The sequence below is a fragment of the Kitasatospora purpeofusca genome, from assembly GCF_036010405.1.
In the GTDB taxonomy this organism is placed as follows: domain Bacteria; phylum Actinomycetota; class Actinomycetes; order Streptomycetales; family Streptomycetaceae; genus Kitasatospora; species Kitasatospora purpeofusca.
In genome coordinates, this window is sequence record NZ_CP108561.1 from 5,588,703 (window position 1) to 5,609,156 (window position 20,454).

General features: G+C 72.7%; 19 protein-coding genes. 14 read left to right on the plus strand and 5 right to left on the minus strand.

Features of this window, described 5'->3' with window-relative positions:
• Window positions 1-43 precede the first annotated feature (43 nt).
• Together OG715_RS24625 and OG715_RS24630 are read left to right on the plus strand one after the other, a co-directional pair.
• Window positions 44-418, plus strand: coding sequence for a DUF4229 domain-containing protein (locus OG715_RS24625; RefSeq protein WP_266271077.1), 375 nt, complete (start codon window positions 44-46; stop codon window positions 416-418).
• 11 nt (window positions 419-429) lie between these two features.
• Window positions 430-1,599, plus strand: a complete 1,170-nt coding sequence (locus OG715_RS24630; RefSeq protein ID WP_266271079.1) for a LacI family DNA-binding transcriptional regulator — start codon at window positions 430-432, stop codon at window positions 1,597-1,599.
• 223 nt (window positions 1,600-1,822) lie between these two features.
• On the opposite strand, the gene OG715_RS24635 is transcribed toward OG715_RS24630, so the two are convergent.
• Window positions 1,823-3,061, minus strand: a complete 1,239-nt coding sequence (locus OG715_RS24635) for an MFS transporter (RefSeq protein WP_266271080.1) — start codon at window positions 3,059-3,061, stop codon at window positions 1,823-1,825.
• A 439-nt stretch (window positions 3,062-3,500) separates the two neighbouring features.
• On the opposite strand from OG715_RS24635, the gene OG715_RS24640 reads away from it, so the two are divergent.
• Complete coding sequence (locus OG715_RS24640; RefSeq protein ID WP_266271082.1) at window positions 3,501-4,856, plus strand: dicarboxylate/amino acid:cation symporter; 1,356 nt, start codon at window positions 3,501-3,503, stop codon at window positions 4,854-4,856.
• A gap of 280 nt (window positions 4,857-5,136) precedes the next feature.
• Here OG715_RS24640 and OG715_RS24645 read toward each other — a convergent pair whose 3' ends face one another.
• The gene (locus OG715_RS24645) at window positions 5,137-5,340 is read right to left on the minus strand and encodes a cold-shock protein (protein ID WP_030393541.1); all 204 of its coding nucleotides are present in this window, start codon (window positions 5,338-5,340) and stop codon (window positions 5,137-5,139) included.
• Between the two features lie 356 nt (window positions 5,341-5,696).
• Here OG715_RS24645 and OG715_RS24650 point away from each other — a divergent pair, with 356 nt between their 5' ends.
• The 7 genes from OG715_RS24650 to OG715_RS24680 all read left to right on the plus strand — a co-directional run bounded on the left by OG715_RS24650 (window position 5,697) and on the right by OG715_RS24680 (window position 14,131).
• Window positions 5,697-6,644: a menaquinone biosynthetic enzyme MqnA/MqnD family protein gene (locus tag OG715_RS24650; RefSeq protein WP_266271083.1), complete on the plus strand. Its 948-nt coding sequence runs from the start codon at window positions 5,697-5,699 to the stop codon at window positions 6,642-6,644.
• 140 nt (window positions 6,645-6,784) lie between these two features.
• Window positions 6,785-8,593: a serine/threonine-protein kinase gene (locus OG715_RS24655; RefSeq protein WP_266271084.1), complete on the plus strand. Its 1,809-nt coding sequence runs from the start codon at window positions 6,785-6,787 to the stop codon at window positions 8,591-8,593.
• A gap of 175 nt (window positions 8,594-8,768) precedes the next feature.
• A complete protein-coding gene (gene mqnC / locus OG715_RS24660) occupies window positions 8,769-9,992 on the plus strand; it encodes a cyclic dehypoxanthinyl futalosine synthase (protein ID WP_266271085.1) in 1,224 nt (407 codons plus the stop codon).
• 81 nt (window positions 9,993-10,073) lie between these two features.
• Complete coding sequence (locus tag OG715_RS24665; protein ID WP_266271087.1) at window positions 10,074-10,808, plus strand: hypothetical protein; 735 nt, start codon at window positions 10,074-10,076, stop codon at window positions 10,806-10,808.
• Between the two features lie 323 nt (window positions 10,809-11,131).
• On the plus strand, window positions 11,132-11,719 hold the full coding sequence (locus OG715_RS24670; protein WP_266271088.1) for a hypothetical protein: 588 nt from the start codon (window positions 11,132-11,134) through the stop codon (window positions 11,717-11,719).
• Window positions 11,720-11,951: 232 nt separating this feature from the next.
• A complete protein-coding gene (locus tag OG715_RS24675; protein ID WP_266271089.1) occupies window positions 11,952-12,644 on the plus strand; it encodes a demethylmenaquinone methyltransferase in 693 nt (230 codons plus the stop codon).
• 203 nt (window positions 12,645-12,847) lie between these two features.
• A complete protein-coding gene (locus OG715_RS24680; protein WP_266271815.1) occupies window positions 12,848-14,131 on the plus strand; it encodes a geranylgeranyl reductase family protein in 1,284 nt (427 codons plus the stop codon).
• Window positions 14,132-14,322: 191 nt separating this feature from the next.
• Here the strand turns inward: OG715_RS24680 and OG715_RS24685 are convergent, their stop codons facing one another.
• Together OG715_RS24685 and OG715_RS24690 are read right to left on the minus strand one after the other, a co-directional pair.
• Entirely contained in the window at window positions 14,323-14,652 is a 330-nt protein-coding gene (locus tag OG715_RS24685; RefSeq protein WP_266271090.1) for a MazG-like family protein, read from the minus strand.
• Between the two features lie 71 nt (window positions 14,653-14,723).
• Window positions 14,724-15,401 (minus strand): peptidylprolyl isomerase, encoded by a 678-nt coding sequence (locus OG715_RS24690; RefSeq protein ID WP_266271091.1) that lies wholly within the window; start codon window positions 15,399-15,401, stop codon window positions 14,724-14,726.
• A 279-nt stretch (window positions 15,402-15,680) separates the two neighbouring features.
• Between OG715_RS24690 and OG715_RS24695 the strand changes: the two genes are divergently transcribed.
• Window positions 15,681-16,619, plus strand: a complete 939-nt coding sequence (locus OG715_RS24695) for a DMT family transporter (RefSeq protein ID WP_266271092.1) — start codon at window positions 15,681-15,683, stop codon at window positions 16,617-16,619.
• Window positions 16,620-16,675: 56 nt separating this feature from the next.
• Here the strand turns inward: OG715_RS24695 and OG715_RS24700 are convergent, their stop codons facing one another.
• Window positions 16,676-17,344 (minus strand): hypothetical protein, encoded by a 669-nt coding sequence (locus tag OG715_RS24700; protein WP_266271094.1) that lies wholly within the window; start codon window positions 17,342-17,344, stop codon window positions 16,676-16,678.
• 188 nt (window positions 17,345-17,532) lie between these two features.
• On the opposite strand from OG715_RS24700, the gene OG715_RS24705 reads away from it, so the two are divergent.
• From OG715_RS24705 to OG715_RS24715, 3 genes are all read left to right on the plus strand, one after another.
• A complete protein-coding gene (locus OG715_RS24705) occupies window positions 17,533-18,603 on the plus strand; it encodes a sensor histidine kinase (RefSeq protein ID WP_266271095.1) in 1,071 nt (356 codons plus the stop codon).
• A gap of 136 nt (window positions 18,604-18,739) precedes the next feature.
• Entirely contained in the window at window positions 18,740-19,462 is a 723-nt protein-coding gene (locus OG715_RS24710; protein ID WP_266271096.1) for a response regulator, read from the plus strand.
• A 572-nt stretch (window positions 19,463-20,034) separates the two neighbouring features.
• Window positions 20,035-20,394 (plus strand): NADH-quinone oxidoreductase subunit A, encoded by a 360-nt coding sequence (locus tag OG715_RS24715; protein ID WP_014137597.1) that lies wholly within the window; start codon window positions 20,035-20,037, stop codon window positions 20,392-20,394.
• The last annotated feature ends 60 nt before the right edge of the window (window positions 20,395-20,454 follow it).

The window sequence follows — 20,454 nt, forward strand, 5'->3', positions numbered from 1 at the left end:
TGGGAGACCGGCCGGTCCCAGCGCAGTGAAGGATGTGTCCCCGGTGAGCAGCAATGTGAGCAAGAAGTCGCACGCCACACTCCGCTACACCTCGATGCGGGTCTCCGTCTTCCTGGGCTGCCTGCTGGTCGTGCTGATCCTCGGCCACTTCCAGGTGATCCCGGTCTCCGGCGAGGCCGGGGTGATCTTCCTCTTCCTGCTGGCTGCCGTCGTCTCGGCGCCGCTCAGCTATGTGCTGCTCAGCCAGCAGCGTGACGAGATGTCGGTCGAGATCTCCGGCCGGGTGGACGGCATCCGCACCCGGACGGCCTCCCGGATCGCTTCGCAGAACGCCGAGGAGGACGCGGTGGACGACGCGCTGCGCGCCGCGGCCACCAAGTCGCCCGCCGGTCCCGCCGCCTCGGCCCCGCAGAACTGACCCGCGCCACCGTGCCGGAGAACGCCGCACCGGAGGGCGCGGAGCCGGGGGACGTGGAGTCGGCGGACGTCGGGCCGGAGAACACCGCACCGGAGAACGCCGCACCCGAGGGCGCGGAGTCGGGGGAGGCCGTGCCGCCGGGGCGTCCCGAACCGGCCGCCGGGACCTGGCCGGCCCCGGTCCGCCGCCCGACCGGCCGGGACGTCGCCCGCCTGGCCGGGGTCTCGCAGGCCACCGTCTCGCTGGTGTTCTCCGGCTCCGAGGCGGGCCGCCGGGTCTCCGACGCCACCCGCGAGCGGGTCCGTGAGGCCGCCCGGGGCCTCGGCTACCGGCCGCAGGCCGCCGGCCGTCAACTCCGGCTGGGCCGCAGCGGCATGATCCTGCTGGCCGTGCCGAACATCCTCGGCCCGTTCTTCGGCCGGGTGCTGGAGGGCGTCCACGAGGAGGCCGGCAAGCACGGCCTGGCCGTCGTGGTCAGCTCGGGCTGGGGGAGCGCCACCCTCGCCGAGGCCGCCACCACCAGCCGCTTCGACGGTCTGCTGATCTGCTCCCCGGACGACAGCCAGCTCGGCGAACTGCCCGCCGACACCCCCGTCGTCTTCCTGGACGCCGACCCCGGCACCGACCTGGCCCGTCCGACCGTCGAACTGGACGTCGGCGGCGGGATGCGCGCCGCCGTCGCCCACCTCGCCGCCCTCGGCCACCGCCGGATCGCCAGGCTCCGCTCCACCCACGCCGCGTACACCTTCCGGGTCCGCCAGGCGGCCTTCGAGGAGACGGTCCTGGCGCTGGGCCTGGACGCGGTCGAACTCGGCGTCAGCCTGAACGAGGGCCAGGCCGCCGCCCGCGAGGTCGCCCACCGGCTGCTGGAACTGCCGGACCGGCCGCACGCGGTGATCTGCGACGACGACGTGGTCGCCGCCGGCGTCTACCAGGCCGCGGCCGAGCGGGGCCTGCGGGTGCCCGCCGACCTCTCCGTGGTCGGGATCGACAACGTCCCGGTGGCCGCCCTGCTCACCCCGCCGCTCACCACGGTCGACCTGCCCGGCGAGGAGCTGGGCCGGGCCGGGGTAGCGGCGCTCGCCGGACTGCTCCGGGGCGAGGCGGTCGCACCCGTGCCGCCGCTCGCCACCTCGCTGGTGCTGCGCTCCTCCACCGCCCCGGTCGCCCGGGAACACTGACTCCGACGGTCGTCCGCTCCGTCCGCGCGGGCCCCTTCGCTCCCGCCGCCCGGGGCGCAGGGGCGCGCGTGCGGGGCGGACGGGCGCGCGGTGCCGGCGCGCACTGGAGCGGGTACGACGACGTGACAGCGCGGACCGGAGCGGGTACGAAAAAGTGGCTGCACCCGTCAGCCAGACCACCGGCCCGACAGGTGCAGCCACGTCCATGGGGGTGCGGCGGGCGTCAGCCCACCGGCACCGGTACCGGCTCGGCGGCGGGCAGAGGGTGCGTCCCGGCCGAGGCCCCGCCGACCGGGCGGATCCAGCGGCGGGCGCCGAACAGCAGCAGCGCGCCCAGGCCGATCCCGCCGGCCGCGCAGAGCGCCACCGAGCGCAGCGACCCCTCCGCGAGGTGGCCGGAGACCGCGTAGCCCAGCGAGTTCCCGGTCGCGAAGAGCGTGACCAGCCAGGCGAAGGCCTCCGTCACGGTGCCCTGCGGGGCCAGCTCGGCGACCAGTACGAAGGCCGCCGCCAGCAGCGGAGCCAGCGCGATCCCGGAGACGAAGGCGAGGACGGCCATCGCGGCCGGGCCCGGGACCAGTACCAGCGGCAGGTAGCTGACAGCCATGCCGAGCGCCATCAGCCAGGTCCGGGTGGCCGTCGAGCTGCGCCACCGCACCGCGCCGTAGGCGAGCGCGCCGAGCAGGCCGCCGAGCGCCGCGAGGGCCAGCAGACTCCCGGCGCCGCCGGGCAGGCCGTTCCCGTGCTGGGCCTCGGCGTAGGCGATGAACAGCACGTTCTGCGCGCCGACCGCCCAGCCGGCGCCGGCCAGGCCGATCAGCAGCAGGACCAGACCGGGGGAGCGGAGCGGTCCGAGCAGGCCCGCCGAGTGCGCGCGCGGCGGCGCCTGCCAGGCGCGGGCGGGCGCGGTGGTGGCGACCACGAGTGCCCCGGCCAGGCCGAGTCCGGCCGCCACCCAGAGCGCCGTGACCGGGCCTGCGGTGCCCGCGATGCCGGCCACCGCGAGCGGCCCGGCGACGTAGAGGATCTGCTGGGAGGCGGAGTCGAAGGCGTAGGCGGTGTCGAGCTGCTTCTCCTCGACGACGTCCGGCCAGAGCGAGCGCAGGCAGGGTTCGAGCGGGGGCATCGCCAGTCCGGCGACCGCGGCGCCGACGGTGGCGGAGACCGCGGACGCCGGTGCCAGCGCCAGCAGGGCGTACCCGCCGCCGGCGATCACGGCGGAGACCAGCAGGACGCGCGGCTGTCCGGTGCGGTCCACGATCCGGCCGAGCACCGGCCCGCCGATGGCCGCCGCGATCGCGTACGCGGCGGTGGCCAGCCCGATCCGGCTGTAGGGCGCGCCGGCGTCGCGCAGCGCGAGGGCGATCACCAGGGCGGTCATGCCGGCCGGGAGGCGGCCGAGCAGGGTGCCGAAGAGCAGGCGGCCGACGTGCGGGGCGCGGAGCAGGGCGAGGTAGCCCATGGGCGGGATTCTCCGGTCTGGGCAGGGGGCAGGCGGGGGATGTCCTCCAAGTTATACGTATAACTGCTGAGCGGTCAATCGGGCCCGCACGGAGCACCCCCGGGACTCCTCGGGACCGCCCGGCTGTCGTGCCGGGATCCTTCGCGTCCGGAACTCAAACAACTACTTTGAACATCTCAAACCTTTACTGCTAACGTGTCGCCCATGACCACCTCAGACGCACGTTCGGCGCACGGCCTGGGCTCGCAGCCCGGTGCCGCCCGCGGGCGTCTGTCCGGTGCTGTGGACAGCCCGCGCCGTTGTCGCGCCATGAGCTGTATTCAGGCGGCACGCCCCTGATCGGGGCCGGTTCCCTTCCCGTCCGGCTCCCGCGCCGTGCCGCCTTTCCCGCCCCCCACCGCCACACCGTCAGTCACGCCTCCCCCGGAGCCGCACCGTCATGTCCACAGCGCCCGAGGCGACCTCGTCGCCGTCCGTGCTCGCCAGAATCCGCAAGACGCCCTTCTGGGCCCAGATCGTCGCCGGCCTCGTGCTCGGCGTCGCCCTCGGTTACCTGGCCCGCGCGGCCGACATCTCCTGGCTGGCCACCACCCTGGAGACCATCGGCCGGATCTTCGTCCAGCTGCTGAAGCTCGCCGTCCCGCCGCTGGTCTTCACCGCGATCCTGGTCAGCGTCGCCAACCTGCGGAACGTCACCAACGCCGCCCGGCTGGCCGTCCGCACCCTGCTCTGGTTCGCGATCACCTCGCTGATCGCGGTGGCCATCGGCCTCGGCCTCGGCCTGCTCACCAACCCGGGCGAGGGCACCAACCTCAAGACCGAGGGCCTCAAGGCGCCGAAGTCCACCGGCAGCTGGATCGACTTCCTCACCGGGATCTTCCCGACCAACATCGTCACCGCCTTCACCGAGGTCGAGGTCCTCCAGATCGTCTTCCTGGCGATCGTGGCCGGCGCCGCGATCATCAAGCTCGGCGCCAAGGCCGAGCCGGTGCTCAAGCTCAGCGAGTCGGTGCTCGAACTGATCCAGACCGCCCTCTGGTGGGTCATCCGGCTCTCGCCGCTCGGCACCCTCGGCCTGATCGGCAAGTCCGTCGCCAAGTACGGCTGGGACCTGCTGGAGCCGTTCGCGACGCTGACCGTCGACGTCTACGTCGGTTGCGCGCTGGTGCTGTTCGGCGTCTACTCGCTGCTGCTGAAGTTCGCCGCCGGCCTCAACCCGGTCAACTTCTTCAAGGGCGCCTGGCCCGCCATCCAGCTGGCCTTCGTCTCCCGCTCCTCGGTCGGCACCCTGCCGGTCACCCGCCGGGTCACCGAGCGGCTCGGCGTCCCGGGCGAGTACGCCTCCTTCGCCGTCCCGTTCGGCGCCACCACCAAGATGGACGGCTGCGCCGCGATCTACCCCTCGCTGGCCGCGATCTTCGTCGCCCAGGTGTACGGCATCGACCTCGGCATCAAGGACTACCTGCTGATCGCCTTCGTCTCGGTGATCGGCTCGGCCGCCACCGCCGGTCTGACCGGTGCGATCGTGATGCTGACGCTGACCCTGTCCACCCTGGGTCTGCCGCTGGAGGGCGTCGGTCTGCTGCTGGCCATCGACCCGATCCTCGACATGGTCCGCACCGCGACCAACGTCGCCGGCCAGGCCCTGGTGCCGATCGTGGTCGCGGCCCGGGAGAAGACGCTCGACCTGGTCGCGTACAACAACCCGACCGGTGACCTCTACGACGACGCCCCGGCCTCGGTCCGGGCCGCCGTCCCGGCCCAGGCCGGTGGCAAGGCCCCCGCGACGGCCTGACGCCCGCCCCGTACGGACGCGGCCCCCTCTCCCGGTGAACGGGAGAGGGGGCCGCTGTCGTGCGTGCGCCGGCCGGCGTCAACGGGCGCCGCGAGGGTGCTGAGCTGCGGGGCCGTGCCCCGGGCCGGGCCCGGAAAAGGCAGGGGGCCCGGAAAAGGCAGGGGGCCCGCCGAAAGGCGGGCCCCCTTGGGTACTGCTGCTCTTGTGCTCACCGTGACGGCCTCGCGGCCGACGGCGGACCCGACGGGTCCCGAGCGATCAGATCCTCATCGAGGATGATTCAGACAAGGGTGACGTTCTCCGCCTGCGGGCCCTTCGGACCCTGGGTGACGTCGAAGCTGACCGCCTGGTTCTCCTCCAGCGAGCGGAAACCGCTCGCGTTGATGGCGGAGTAGTGGACGAAGACGTCGGGGCCGCCGCCATCCTGGGCGATGAAGCCGAAGCCCTTCTCAGCGTTGAACCACTTGACGGTTCCCTGAGCCATGCCGTTCTCCTTGCGAGGGACGTATCGGGGACCACACCGTGTGGCACCCGGTCCGCTGCGCTGATCGCCCTGCCTCCGGACGGGTCCGGAGTTTTCGATATTGCTGAAAAACTACAAAAAGCCTGCGGTTACATGCTCCGCAGGCTTCAAGTACTGCAAGGGGAATCAAACTGCAACTGAGGGCAACGCTAGCATGCGGCTGCTGTGACGACCAGGGGTGACTTGCGTGCTGGACACCGCGTGTCGTAAGGCGGTTGCGGCGATCGGCACGGTGCGTCACGGAAGGGTGGTGCGGACCTTCCCGACCAGCGGGCATACCCTGCGGGGAGGCGCACGAACAGTAAGGGAGCGGCGCGGTGGCAGTACCGGACGAGGAAACGCGGGAGGCCCGGGAGAACACCCCGGTCCGGCCCCGAGTGGGGCATATTCAGTTCCTGAACTGCGTACCCCTCTACTGGGGGCTGGCCAGGACCGGCAATCTGCTCGACCTGGATCTCACCAAGGACACTCCGGAGAAGCTCAGTGACCAGCTGGTCGCGGGTTCGCTGGACATCGGTCCGATCACCTGTGTGGAGTACCTGCGCCACGCGGACGAACTGCTCGTGCTCCCCGACATCGCCGTGGGCAGCGACGGCCCGGTGATGTCCTGCGTGATCGTCAGCAAGGTGCCGCTCGCCGAGCTGGACGGCCGGAAGGTCGCCCTCGGCTCCACCAGCCGGACCTCCGTGCGGCTCGCCCGCCTGCTGCTGGAGGAGCGGGAGGGGGTGCGGCCGGAGTACTACAGCTGCCCGCCGGACCTGGAGGCGATGCTCGCCGAGGCCGACGCGGCCGTGCTGATCGGCGACCCGGCGCTGCGCGCCTACCTGGGCCAGGCGGCCGAACGCGGCCTGACCGTGCACGACCTGGGCGAGATGTGGAAGGAGTGGACCGGACTGCCGTTCGTCTTCGCCGTCTGGGCCGCCCGCCGGGACTTCGCCGAGCGCCGTCCCGAGCTGACCGCGGCCGTCCACCGCGCCTTCCTGGAGTCCCGGGACCTCTCGCTGGTCGAGGCCCGCGAGGTGGCGACGCACGCGGCCCGCTGGGAGGCCTTCGACGCGGAGGTGCTGGAACGGTACTTCAGCGAGGCCCTGGACTTCTCGCTCGGCGAGCGGCAGTTGGCCGGGGTGGCCGAGTTCGCCCGGCGGGTCGCGCACGACAGCGGGTTCGCACCCGATGCGGCCGTCCGGCTGCTGGAGCCCGCGCCGGTGGAGCCGCCGGCCCGGCATGAGCCGGTGTTGCTGGAGCCCGCGCCGCTGGTGGTCTGAGCACGTCCCCGCTTCCTCCCGGGACGGCGTGCCGCCCCGGGAGGAAGCGGGTTGTGGCACGCCGTCCGCCCGCCGCCCGATAGCGTCTGCACCCGAGCGGGCCCCGGCGGCGGGCCGGGCGGGTGACGGGAGCGCGGGGGATGCAGGCACTGGGAGCGGACGACCCGCGGCAGGTGGGCGCGTACCGGCTGCTGCGACGGCTCGGCGCGGGCGGCATGGGCCGGGTCTACCTCGGCCGGACGGCGGGCGGCCGCACGGTGGCGGTCAAGGTGGTCCGCGGCGAACTGGCCGAGGACGCCGAGTTCCGGGCCCGGTTCCGGCAGGAGGTGGCCGCCGCCCGCCGGGTCGGCGGGACGTGGACGGCCCCCGTCCTGGACGCCGACACCGAGGGAACCCACCCCTGGGTGGCCACCGGCTATGTCGCCGGCCCCGCGCTGGGCGGCGCCGTCCGGGAGTACGGGCCGCTGACCGACCCCGCCGTCCGCACGCTGGGCGCCGTCCTGGCCCAGGCGCTGGAGCACGTGCACGGGCTCGGCCTGGTGCACCGGGACGTCAAGCCGTCCAACGTGCTGCTCACCCTGGACGGCCCGAGGCTGATCGATTTCGGCATCGCCCGCGCCCTCGACGCGGCCACCGGGCTCACCCAGTCCGGCTTCGTGGTCGGATCACCCGGATTCATGTCGCCGGAACAGGCGAACGGCCGCCCGGTCGGGCCGCCCGGCGACATCTTCTCGCTCGGCGCCGTGCTCGCGTACGCGGCGACCGGGGTGCACCCGTTCGGCGAGGGGGTGAGCGCGGCCGTCCTGCTCTACCGGGTGGTGCACGAGGAACCGGACCTGACCGGGCTGGCCCCCGGGCCGCTGCGCTCGATCGTGCTGGACTGCCTGGCCAAGGACCCCGCCGTTCGGCCGACGCCGCGGCGGCTGCGGGAGCTGCTGGACCCCGACGGCTCGGCGGTCGGCCGGCTGGGGCAGGGCGGCGGCTGGCTCCCGCCGGCGCTGGCGGCCGCGGTCGGGCGCAGTGCGGTGCAGCTGCTGGACCTGGAGGGGCTGGACCCGGAGGGGGACGCGTCCGCCGGAGGGGTGGCGGTGGAGCGGACGCCGACCTTTGTGACGGGGGGCGGCGGGGCGTCGACGGGGGCCGGGGGCGGGGGCGGCGTGTCGGCCGGTGTGTCGGCCGGGGTCGAGGGGGCTTCGGGGTCGGGGTCGGGGTCGGGGTCGGGGTCGCGGGAGGTGCCCCCGGTGCCGTCGGCGCTGCCTCGGTCGGGGGTCGCGGACGAGACACCCCGACGGCGACGGGGTGCAGCGGCGCTGGTGGCCGCCGCGGTGCTGCTGGTGCTCGCGGGCGGCGGGTACGGCGCGTACCGGGCGTGGGGACCGGAGGGGCCGGGGCCGACGGAACCGACGGCGGCGGCGTCCGGTGCGACCTCGGCCACCGGTGGGGCTGCTGGTGGGGGCACCCAGGCGCCGCCCTCGCCGGTCCGGTCCGTCGCACCGTCCTCGTCGGTCTCGCCGACCGGTTCGCCCTCGTCGTCCGCGTCGCCCTCGTCGACCGGTTCGTCGGCGACGACCGCGCCGTCGGGGCCGAACGTCGTGCCCGAGGTCTTCCTCGGCACCTGGCGCGGGGACATGGCCACCCAGAAGGGGGTTCCCGCCGGCACCACCACCCTGGTCATCGGCCGGGCCGCGATCGGGCAGGAGGCCACCACCAGCCGCAACGAGCTGACCGGCCTGCTCTCGATCACCTGCGAGGGCGCCTGGACGCTCACCTCGGCCGAACCGGAGAAGCTGGTCTTCACCTCCCGTCTCGTCCGCTCCTCGCTGCCCGGGGCGTGCACCGGCGGTGCCTACTCCGAGACGCTCACCCTGCAGAAGGACGGCACCGTCCGCTTCGGCTCCGCCGACCCCAACGCCGGGAACCCGTCCGGGACGCTGCGGCGGACGGGCTGACGCGGGGCTCCGAGGGCCCTGGCGTAGGCTGATCCGGATGAGACCCGGTGCCCCGGCACGGAGTCGCCGCACGTCGTAGTACCCGGAGCGGTCGGCACCGCCGAACGGCCCGGAGTACGCGGAGTACCGGTAGTACCGGAAGACCGGAAGTACCCGAGAGAGAGAAGGCCGCAAGGTGTCCGAGCTCGCAGCGACCACCCTCGATGCGCCCAGCACCGACCTGCAGGCCGTCCTCGACCGGGCCGCCGGCGGTGGCCGGATCAGCCCGGAGGAGGCGCTGGAGCTCTACCGCTCGGCCCCCCTGCACGCGCTCGGCTCGGCGGCGGACGCCGTGCGCCGCCGCCGCTACGCCGGTACGGAGCACATCGCGACGTACATCATCGAGCGCAACATCAACTACACCAACGTCTGCGTGACGGCGTGCAAGTTCTGCGCCTTCTACGTGCCGCCGAAGAGCGACAAGGGCTGGTCCCGCGACCTCGACGAGATCCTGCGCCGCTGCGCGGAGACCGTCGAGCTGGGCGGCACCCAGATCATGTTCCAGGGCGGCCACCACCCGGACTACGGCGTCGAGTACTACGAGCGCGCCTTCTCGGCGATCAAGGCGGACTTCCCGCAGCTGGTGATCCACTCGCTGGGCGCCTCCGAGGTCGACCACATGGCGCGGATCTCGGGCGTCTCGATCGAGGAGGCCATCACCCGGATCCACAAGGCGGGCCTGGACTCCTTCGCCGGCGCCGGGGCCGAACTGCTGCCCGAGCGCCCGCGCAAGGCGATCGCGCCGCTCAAGGAGTCGGGCGAGCGCTGGCTGGAGATCATGGAGGCCGCCCACAAGCTGGGCGTCGAGTCCACCTCCACCATGCTGATGGGCACCGGCGAGACCAACGCCGAGCGGATCGAGCACCTGCGGATGATCCGCGACGTGCAGGACCGCACCGGCGGCTTCCGCGCCTTCATCCCGTACACCTACCAGCCGCAGAACAACAAGCTCCAGGGTTCGACCCAGGCGACCGTCTTCGAGTACCTGCGGATGATCGCCATCGCCCGCCTGTTCCTCGACAACATCGCCCACATCCAGGGCTCCTGGCTGACCACCGGCAAGGAGGCCGGCCAGCTGTCGCTGCACTACGGAGCGGACGACCTCGGCTCGGTCATGCTGGAGGAGAACGTGGTCTCGGCGGCCGGTGCCAAGCACCGCTCCAACCTCACCGAGCTGATCCACCTGATCCGGGCCGCGGACCGCGTCCCGGCCCAGCGCTCGACCACCTACCAGCACCTGCGCGTGCTGGACGACCCGGCCAACGACCCGGTCGACCCCCGGGTCGCCTCGCACATCGCCTCCACCGCGATCGCGGGCGGCACGGCGCACCCCGAGCTGAAGATCCTCGACAACCGCTGATCCCCGGCTGCCGACCGCTGACCGCTGACTGCTGACCGCCGACTACTGACTGCTGACTGCTACTGAGGATCCCGCACCGCCGTGCTGACCCTGCACCGGGCCGCTCTCGTGCTGCCCGACCCGGCCGATCCCACCGCCCCGTCCCACGTCGACGGGGCGGTGCTGGTGCGCGACGCGCTGGTCGAGGCGGTCGGCCCGTACCCGGAGCTGGCGGCGGCGCAGCCGACGGCCCGGGTCCGGGACTGGGGTGACGCGCTGCTCGGCCCGGGGCTGCGGCACCCGGACGGGCACCGGCTGCTGGAACGGGCGTACCACCCCGACCCGCGCGAGGAACTCGGGGACGCGCCGGTGCCGGACGGCCTGGTGGGGGAGGCGGACGAGGCGCGGTGCGGGGCGAGCGCGCGGCGTGGGCTGCAGCGCATGCTCGGGTTCGGGGTGACGGCGGTGGCCGGGCCGTTCGAGCGTGCCTCGGTGCGGACGGCGGTGGCCCGTTCGGGGCTGGTCGCGCTGCCGGGGGCGGGCTCTGCCGGGTCGGTGGGCCTCCCGCCGGTGGGCCTCCCGGGCGCGGCGGGGGCGGGCTCTGCCGGGTCGGTGGGCCTCCCGCCGGTGGGCCTCCCGGGCGCGGCGGGGGCGGTCTGGTCGCTGGATCCGCTGGTGGGACTGTCGTTCGCCGAGGCCGTGCACGGCCGACTGGTGGTGGGAGGCCGGGCGGACTTCGCGGTGTTCGCGGTGTTCGCCCCCGGCGAGGACGGTCCGAGGGCCGGTGGGTGCCGTGCGGCGGTGCTCGGGGGCCGGCTGGTGTTCCGGCGGCGCTGAGCGTGGTCCGCGTCCGTTCGGATTCTTGGGCCCGCCCCTGTCCGCTTCCGGGCGTTCTCGCGGGGCGTGTCGCCCTACTCGTCGGTAGGCGTGCGATTTTTTCCTGGTGGCCCGTACTCCCGTACGACGCACGAGACTTGCTTCGTATGCCCCCGAACTTCGGCTCCGTCCCGGTGGCCTGATTCTCCCTCCGCCGTGACCTGAAGGCCCGCCAGCGGATAGCATCCGGCTCAGCTCAGTCCGTACCCTCACCACACTTCGCCCGTTCCCCGCGGGCGGCGGGGCCCCGTCCCAGGCCCCGAACGCACGCCAGGACAGGAACCATGCGATCCGCGACCGTCCCCCCGCAGCGATCCCCGCGGTTGGGCCGTGGCTGGTACATCACCGCCGTGCTCAGCGCCGTGCTGGCCGTCGGGATGTGCCTGCTGGGGTGGCGTCAGGCCGAGCAGGCCGACCGGATCGGAGCCCACCCGGTGCGGGTCGAGGGCCTGGTGACCCAGCTTCCTGGCGGCGGCGGCTCCTACAGCACCGTCAGCTACCAGGCCGGGGGGCAGCACCACACCGCCACCGCGCTGCCGCTGGCCGACGGTGCCAAGGTCGGCGACGGGGTCTGCCTTGAGCACGCGGCCGACGACCCGCGCGCGGTGCGGATCTGCGGCGACACCTATCCGCAGCCGGTCGGCGTCGGCCTGGCCCGGTTCAGCGTGCCGGTGGCGGTGCTGCTGTTCGCGGTCTGCATGCTGCGGATCCGGCGGCACCGGCGGGCGGTGGCCGTGCGGAGCGGGCAGAACCGGTTCGCCACCACGGTCGCCCTGGCGACCGGTGCGCTGGCCGACGGGATGCCCGCGATAACCCAGGGCAAGCGCTCGCGCCGTCGCCGCCGCTCGGGCGGACGACGCGCCCTGCACTGAGGGTGCGCGGGGGTCCGGGCCCGTGGGTCGGATCCTGTGGAGTCAGGTCCCGTCAGGTCGGGTCCTGTGGGAGCCGGGTTCCGGGAGAGGCGGGTTCTGGGGGCGTGAGGGCCGCTCTGTGCGCCCTCCGAGTGCTTCGAGAACGGGGCCATGGCGGGCCGGTGCTGTTCCCGGACTGTCCGGAAGGCGCCCCCTTGCCCGGATCGCGGGAGCCAGGGTGAACAATGGGGGCGTGACCCGAGCCTCCCTGGACAAGCAGCCGCACGAAGTCGCCGCCATGTTCGACGACGTCGCGGCCAAGTACGACCGCACCAACGACGTGCTCTCGCTCGGCCAGGCCCGCGCCTGGCGCCGTGCGGTGGCCGAGGCGGTGGACGCCGGGCCGGGGGACGTCGTGCTCGACCTCGGGGCCGGCACCGGCACCTCCTCGCTCCCCTTCGCGGAGGCCGGGGCCAAGGTCGTCCCGTGCGACTTCTCGGTCGGGATGCTCGCCGAGGGCAAGCGCCGCCACCCCGAACTGGCGCTGACCGCAGGGGACGCCACCCGACTGCCGTTCGCCGACAACATGTTCGACTCGGTGACGATCTCCTTCGCGCTGCGCAACGTCCACGACACCGAGGCCGCGCTGAGCGAGATGTACCGGGTCACCAAGCCCGGCGGCAAGCTGGTCATCTGCGAGTTCTCGACGCCGACCTGGACGCCGTTCCGGACCGTCTACACCGAGTACCTGATGCGTGCGCTGCCCCCGGTCGCCACCGCGGTGAGCAGCAACCCGGACGCCTACGTCTACCTCGCCGAGTCCATCCGGGAGTGGCCCGACCAGCCCGCGCTGGCCGCCCGGCTCCAGGAGGCCGGCTGGTCCAAGGTGGCCTGGCGCAACCTGACCGGTGGGATCGTCGCCCTGCACCGGGCCCACAAGGTCTGACCGGTCGCGGTCGGTCCAGCTGGTCCGGTCGCCGGTCGCCGGTCGCCGGTCGCCAGTCGGTCTGGCCCGTCGGCACTCCCGCCGGGACCGGCCGAAGCGCCGTCCGCAGCTCATAGACTCGTCCAAGCCCAGCCGCGCCGGCCCCCGCCGGCCGGTCGACCCCCAGCAGGAGTGTGCCCACCGTGTCCGAGACCGTCGTTGACCTGAGCGCAGGCGTTGTGGAGAGCACCGCGGACGTCATCGTGGTCGGCGCGGGCCCGGCCGGCGCCACTACCGCGTACTACCTCGCGCAGGCCGGTCTGGACGTGCTGCTGCTGGAGAAGACCAGCTTCCCCCGGGAGAAGGTCTGCGGCGACGGCCTGACCCCGAGGGCCACCAAGCAGCTGGTGGACATGGGCATCGATGTGTCGACCGAGAACGGCTGGCTGCACAACAAGGGCCTGCGGATCATCGGCGGCGGGATCCGGCTGGAGCTGGACTGGCCCGAGCTGTCGGCCTTCCCGGACTACGGTCTGGTCCGCAAGCGGGCCGACTTCGACGAGCTGCTCGCCCGTCAGGCGGAGAAGGCCGGCGCCCGGCTCTACGAGCGCTGCAACGTCAGCGGCCCGGTGCTGGACGAGCGGACCGGCCGGATCGTCGGTGTCACCGCCAAGCTCGGCGACGAGAAGCGGCCGGTGACCTTCCGCGCCCCGCTGGTCGTGGCGGCCGACGGCAACTCCACCCGGCTCTCGCTCGCCATGGGCCTGCACCGCCGTGAGGACCGCCCGATGGGCGTCGCCTACCGCACCTACTTCACCTCGCCGCGCCACGACGACGACTACCTGGAGTCCTGGCTGGAGCTGTGGGACACCCGGGCCGGGGAGCGCAAGCTGCTGCCCGGCTACGGCTGGGTCTTCGGCATGGGCGACGGCACCTCCAACGTCGGTCTCGGCATCCTCAACTCCTCGCCCGCCTTCGGTGAGCTCGACTGGCGCGAGGTCCTCAAGGCCTGGTGCGCGAGCATGCCGGAGGAGTGGGGCTACACCCCCGAGAACATGACCGACCCGATCCGGGGCGCCGCGCTGCCGATGGCCTTCAACCGGCAGCCGCACTACACCCGCGGCCTGCTGCTGGTCGGCGACGCCGGCGGCATGGTCAACCCGTTCAACGGCGAGGGCATCGCCTACGCGATGGAATCCGGTCAGATCGCCGCCGGGGTGATCGTCCAGGCCCACGCCCGGGTGACCGAGTCAGGCCGGGAGCGCGCGCTCCAGGCCTACCCGCGGATCCTCAAGGACGTCTACGGCGGCTACTACACGCTGGGCCGCGCCTTCGTGAAGCTCATCGGCAACCCGAAGGTCATGCAGCTCGCGACCCAGCGGGGGCTGACCCATCCGATGCTGATGAAGTTCGTCCTCAAGCTCCTCGCCAACCTCACCGACCCGCAGGGCGGCGACGCGATGGACCGCGTCATCAACGGCCTGGCCAAGGTCGCGCCCAACGCCTGACCGGCGGGGCTCGGGCTTGTCTCCGGGCCCGACCGCGAGCCCGACTGCGGGCGCGTCCCGGGCATGCCCGGTGGCGTCCGCGGGGCCGGTCGGGTCGGGGCGGGTCGGGGTGGGCCCGCACGGGTTCGGGCGGGTCCGGGCGGGCCCGGGAGCCTGGGGGCGGCGCGGGCAGGCCCGGTTCGTCCGGGGGCCTACGGCTCGCGGCGGCTGGCCGCGGAGCGGTTCTCGACGTACGTGAGGCGGTCGGCGAAGACCTGGGCGGCGTCGGGGGTGAGCGTGCGGAGGGCGACCAACGCGGAGAAGACCACGTCGCAGAGCTCGTGCTGGACGTCCTCCCAGGTGTGGGTCACGCCCTTGCGCGGATTCTGACCGGTCGCACCGATCACGGCCGCGCTGACCTCGCCCACCTCTTCGGAGAGCTTGAGGATCCGGGCCAGCCGCTCCTCCTGCGGGGGGAGCGGGCTCTCCTGGTCGAGCCAGGCGACCAGGTGGTCGACGCTTTCCCAGATCCTGCTGTCCATCGGCACGGCTCCCGTACGGCTCGCGGTCGTGCTGACCACCGTACGGGAGCCCGACCGGCCCCGAAGGTGGCTCAGCGGGTGGAGATCTTCACATTGCGGATGTTCACGGGCAGGGTGGGGAAGCCGTCGCCGGGGTTGTTCTGGTCGTCCTCGCCGCCTGCGGCGATCTTCTGCAGGACGTCCAGGCCTGCGGTGATCCGGCCGAAGGGCGTGTAGGCGGGGGAGAGCTTGGTGTCCTTCCAGACGAAGAAGAACTGGCTGCCATTGGTGTTGGGGCCCGCGTTCGCCATCGCGACCGTGCCGGCGGGGTAGGTCGCGCCCTCCAGGTTCTCGTCCGGGAAGGAGTAGCCGGGGCCGCCGCTGCCGGTGCCCGTCGGGTCGCCGCACTGCAGGACGAAGATCCGCTGGGTGGTCAGCCGGTGGCAGTGGCTGCGGTCGAAGTAGTCACGCTCGGCGAGGAAGCGGAACGAGAAGGTCGTGCAGGGCGCCTTGTCGGTGAGCGCCTGGAAGGTGATCGACCCTTGGGAGGTCTTCAGGGTCGCACTGTAGGGCTTGGCGGCCTTCCGGGCGTCGAAGACCGGGATGCCCTTGAAGTTGTCGGCGGGAACCGCCGGGCTGTAGGTGCAGGTGGTTCCGGCCGCGCCGGTCCCGGCCCCGGCCGACGGGGTGTCCGCGACGGCGGTGCCGGTGCTCACCACGATCGGCAGAACGGTGGCTGCGGCGATCAACGCCCAGTGCTTCCGGGTCACTTGGCTGGCCTTCCGGTCCGTGGGGGGCAGCTGCATTGTCATGGCGACATCATCCATGCCGGGGTGGAGATCCGGTAGGGGTCGGTGGGAAGGGTTCGGTGGGCGGGGTTCGACAGACGGGGTGCGGCAGGAGCGACGTGGCAGGCGCGGGTCGAAAACCGTTGATCGGGAACGGCACGGTGCGCGAGGATGACGGGCGCCTGCTCAACTCCGGGATCCGTCCGACGATGTGCGCGACTCTCGTGTGCCGCTTCCGTTCGCTTCGAGAGGGTCCCGCCCATGCGCGCATCGTCCTCCGTTTTTCTGCGTGATCTACCGGTACTGCTGGTGGCGGTGGTGTGGGGTTCGAGCTTCCTCGCCGTGCAGCGGGTGGCCGAGCCGGACACGGTGGTGGCCATGCTGGTCCTGCGGTTCGGCCTGGTCCTGCCCGTGCTCGGACTGTTCGCCTGGCGGGCGCTGCGGCGGCTGCGGCGTGCCGAGTGGCTGAGTGGGGCCGCCCTCGGGCTGGTGCTCGGTGCGATCTTCCTCCTGGAGACCTTCGGCGCGGTGCACACCTCGGCGACCAACGCCGGCCTGATCATCAGTCTCACGATCGTGTTCACTCCGCTCGCGGAGAGCGCGCTCGCCCGGACGCCGCTGCCGCGCCCCTTCCTCGCGGCAGCCGGTCTGGCGGTGGTGGGCATCGCGCTGCTGACCGGTGCTGGTGGGCTGCGGGCCCCTTCGACCGGCGACCTGCTGGTGCTGGGTGCCGCTGTTGTGCGGACGGTCAATGTGCTGGCCACCGCCCGCGTCAAGGCGATCCGGGAGACCGATACGCTGGCCGTCACCTGGGTCCAACTGGCGACCGCGACGCTGGTGTTCGCCGCGGTCGCGCCGTTCGTCGGCCCGCCGCCCTGGACGGTCGCGGCCACCTACGGGCCGGCCCAGTGGGGCTGGCTGCTCCACCTGACCCTGCTCTGCACGCTGTTCGCGTTCTTCGTGCAGATGTGGGCCGTCCGCACCACCTCGCCCTCCCGGGTCAGCCTGCTGCTGGGTACCGAACCGCTGTGGGCGGCGGTGTTCGGCATCACCCTGGCCGGCAACCACCTCGGACCGCTCGCCCTGCTGGGCGGTGCCCTCGTCCTGGTCGGCACCGAGTGGGGCCGCCGGACCGCCTCGGCGCCGCTCCGGGAGGCCGAGCCGGCGGAGCGGGTGGAGCGGGCGTCCGTCCCGGCTTGACCCCGGGCCGGGCCTCCTGTGCGGAGCGTCCCGGCCCCCGGCCGTCGACGGCCCGGTCACCGTCGTCGTCCCAGGGTGCGGCGGGCATAGGCGAAGGTGACCGCGGCGACCAGCGGACCCCAGGCGACCATGGGCAGGTAGCAGAGGGTCATGACCACTGCGGCAAGGCCCTGAGGAGCCTCGGGATCGCTCAACTGGTCGGCCCAGCCGCCGAACAGGGCACTCGCCCCGAGGTAGGTCAGCACGGCCGAGCCGATCACGGCGGGGACGATCGCGGCGAGCGGCCGGACGGCGCGGCCGCCGATCAGCGGGATCCAGGACGGGACCACCTCGCCCCAGGGCCGGACCAGCCCCATGGTGAGGAAGGCCAGGAACTCGGCCAGCCCGCTCAGCGTGACGAGATACGCGGTGCCCCAGCCGGGGGTGTTGTCCTCGAACACCGCGGCCAGCTCCCCGCTGAAGCCGACCGGGATGCCGACGCCGAGGGCGAGCCGCCAGAGCCCGGACGGCACGGTGGTCCAGACGGTGGCCCTGGCGGCCAGCTCGGCCCAGCGGGGGGTGCCGTCCGGACGGACGACGCCCCTCCGGGAGGCGGCCCGGTGGGTGGAGGCGGTCGTGCCCGGGGTGCTCCTGCCCGGGCCGACTGCTCCGACGCCTGCGGCGGGTGTGCTCGCGGCGGGTGCGCCTGTGACGGATGCGGTGGTGACGGATGCGGTGGTGGACATGGTGGTCGACTCCTCCCCGGCCGGCCCTCGCGGCCGGTCCGACGGGATCAAGACTGGCCGTCGGACCCGGGTCGCCATCAGTGCCGATCGGGCTGTTCTGGCTGCTCGAACCGGGTGCGGAAATGTGCCGATCGGCACAGGCGGAGACCTGCGGTGATCCGTAGGCTGCTCGCAGGAAGGAGGCGATGATGAGTCAGATCCTGGCGTTGGCCGCCCCGGCGGTGGTTCTCTGCGGGTGGTTCCTGCGTTCCCGGTTCGGGATCGCGGCGGTGTGCCTGGCGGCCGCCGCGGTATCGATCGGGGCCACGTTCGGCGCCTGGGCGGCCGGCCGCTGGGCCGAGTCGGAGCGCTGGGCAGGTCTGGTCGGCATGCTCGAACTCGCCTCCCTGCTGGCGCTGGTGGTCCTGACGCTGCGGGTCGAGGGCGGTCGGCGCGGAGCCGTCGCGGCCTGGACGATCGGCGGCGCGGTCGCGCTCTGGCCCTCCCGGTTCGAGGACGCGTCCGGCGCGGTGGGCGCACTGACCCTCTTCGGCTTCGGTTCGGTCTTCTCGCTGCCGGCCGTCCTGATCGGTCTCTACCTCCGCGGGCTGGACGACAACCGGCGGCGCTCGGTGGCCGCGGCCAGGCGCACCCAGCGACTCGAACTCGCCCACGACCTGCACGATTTCGTCGCCCATGACGTCAGCGGCATGGTCGCCCAGGCGCAGGCGGGCACCGTGCTTGCGGCCTTCGACCCGGTGCGGGCCGCAGCGTTGTTCGAGCGGATAGAGCAGGCCGGGTTGCAGGCCCTGGCCTCGCTCGACCGGACGGTCCACCTGCTGCGCAGCGAGGACGGGGACGGTCCGGAGCGCACCCCGCAGCCCGGCCTGGCCGAACTGGCCGAGCTCACCGCGCGGTTCACGGACTCGGGTGATGTGGTGGTGCGACTGGACGCTCCGGCCGAGGAACCGGTGGTTCCCCGGGAGGTGGCGGCCACCGCGTACCGGATCGTGGTCGAGGCCCTGACCAATGTGCGGCGGCATGCTCCCGCTTCCCGCGTGGTCGACGTCCGGGTGCGGAGCGAGGGCTGGCGGTTGACGGTACGGATCCGGGACGACGGCGGCGGGGCCTCGTCGCCGTCCGGGTCGAGGCGGGGCGGTGGCGGCAGTGGACTGGCAGGTCTGTCCGCCCGGGTGGAGGCATTGGGCGGCACGCTGAGCGCCGGCCGCGAGGGCAACGGTTGGCAGGTGGCGGTCACCATGCCCTTGAAGATCGGGTAGCGGCCCCGGGGCCGGGGGCGCGCACCGCCTCTCGGGGTGGGGAGCGGCACCGCCGCGAGGGCGGGACTGACAGGTGGGACTGGAACGGCAGGCGCGGGACAGACGCTCTGCCGAGGAACGGAAGGAGGGTCGGCCGATGAGCATCCGGGTGCTCCTTGCCGACGACGACGAGGCGATCCGCAGCGCGTACCGGATCATCCTCGACGCACAGCCCGACATCGAGGTGGTCGACGAGGCCGCAGACGGTGAGGTGGCGGTCGCCCTGGCCGAGCGGCTTCGTCCGGACGTGATCCTCGCCGATATCAGGATGCCCAGGATGGACGGTCTGGAGCTGACCCGGCGGCTGGGCGGGGAGTTCCGGGTGGTCGTGGTGACCACCTTCGACCTGGACGAATACGTGCACGAGGCGCTCCGCGCCGGAGCGGCGGGCTTTCTGCTCAAGCGCTCGGGGCCCGCGCTGCTCGCGGAGGCGGTCCGGGCCGCTGTGGCGGGGGATGCGTTGATCAGCCCGCAGATCACCGTGCGCCTGCTCCGCCAACTCTCCGGAGGCGGCAGCGGGAACGGCATCGCAGGAGGCACCGGAAGCAGAAGCACCGGCGGTGCCGCAGCCCAGGGGGAGCGGCGAGCCCTGGGCGGGCGGATCGCGGAGAGCGAGCGGGTCGGCCCGGTCGAGGAACTCACCGTACGAGAGAAGGAGATCGCGCGGCTCGTCGCGGACGGCGCCACCAACGGCGAGATCGCGGAGCAACTGTTCATCAGCGCCGGCACGGTGAAGAACCACCTGGCCTCGGTCCAGCGAAAGCTAGGCGCGCGCAATCGGGTCGGTATCGCCGCCTGGGCCTGGGAGAGCGGAGCCTGACCCACTCCGCCCCGTCGACCCACCGTCGGGAGGCGCCCCGGCCCACTTCCGAGAGACGCCTCGACCCACCTCCGAGAGGCACCCCGACCCGCCGCCGTGAGGCGCCCCGGCCCACCGCCGGGAGACGCTCCGGCCTGCGCTCGGCGTGCTTGTGAACGAAGGGTCAAGCGGGCGTTCGCAGGGCCGCCACCCCTGAGGGTGAGCCGCTATAACACGTCAACATGACGCCCGGAAATTTGCCTTCCGCAAGACGAAGTTGATATAGGACCGAGGCCCTGACCAGCCGCTTCGCAGATAAATGCGACTGCTTGTGACCATTTGACTTCTTTGCGTTGACAACTCTCGTCATGCTCACCTTCATCATGATTCACAAGGTGGCGGAGATCACAAAGATCGTCTTGAACTGCGTGTCGCAGATCACAAGCCGACGGGCATAGGATGCGCTCGTTCCAGGCTTTGTGAACTGCCTCACATGGGGTGGATCCCGGGAACTGGAACGCCGGGTTCACCACAGTGTGACCCGACGGTTCCGATCTGCAGTCAAGGACGACTGGACGGAGGGAGCGGGGGCTATGAATGCCTACGCGCCGATCCTCGTACTCGGTGCCATCGCGGCGGCGTTCGCGGTCGGCTCCGTCGTGATGGCCTCACTGACCGGGCCCAAGCGTTACAACCGGGCCAAGTTGGAGGCGTACGAGTGCGGCATCGAACCGACCCCGCAGCCCGTGGGCGGCGGTCGGTTCCCGATCAAGTACTACCTGACGGCGATGCTCTTCATCGTCTTCGACATCGAGATCGTCTTTCTCTATCCGTGGGCGGTGAGTTTCGACGCCCTGGGGATCTTCGGGCTGGTCGAGATGCTCCTGTTCATCGCCACTGTCTTCGTCGCCTACGCCTACGTCTGGCGTCGCGGCGGCCTGGAGTGGGACTGAGCCGGGGGAGGGGCCGGGTACCGGGCGTCCGTCGGACCTTGTGAACGGGCGGACAAGCCC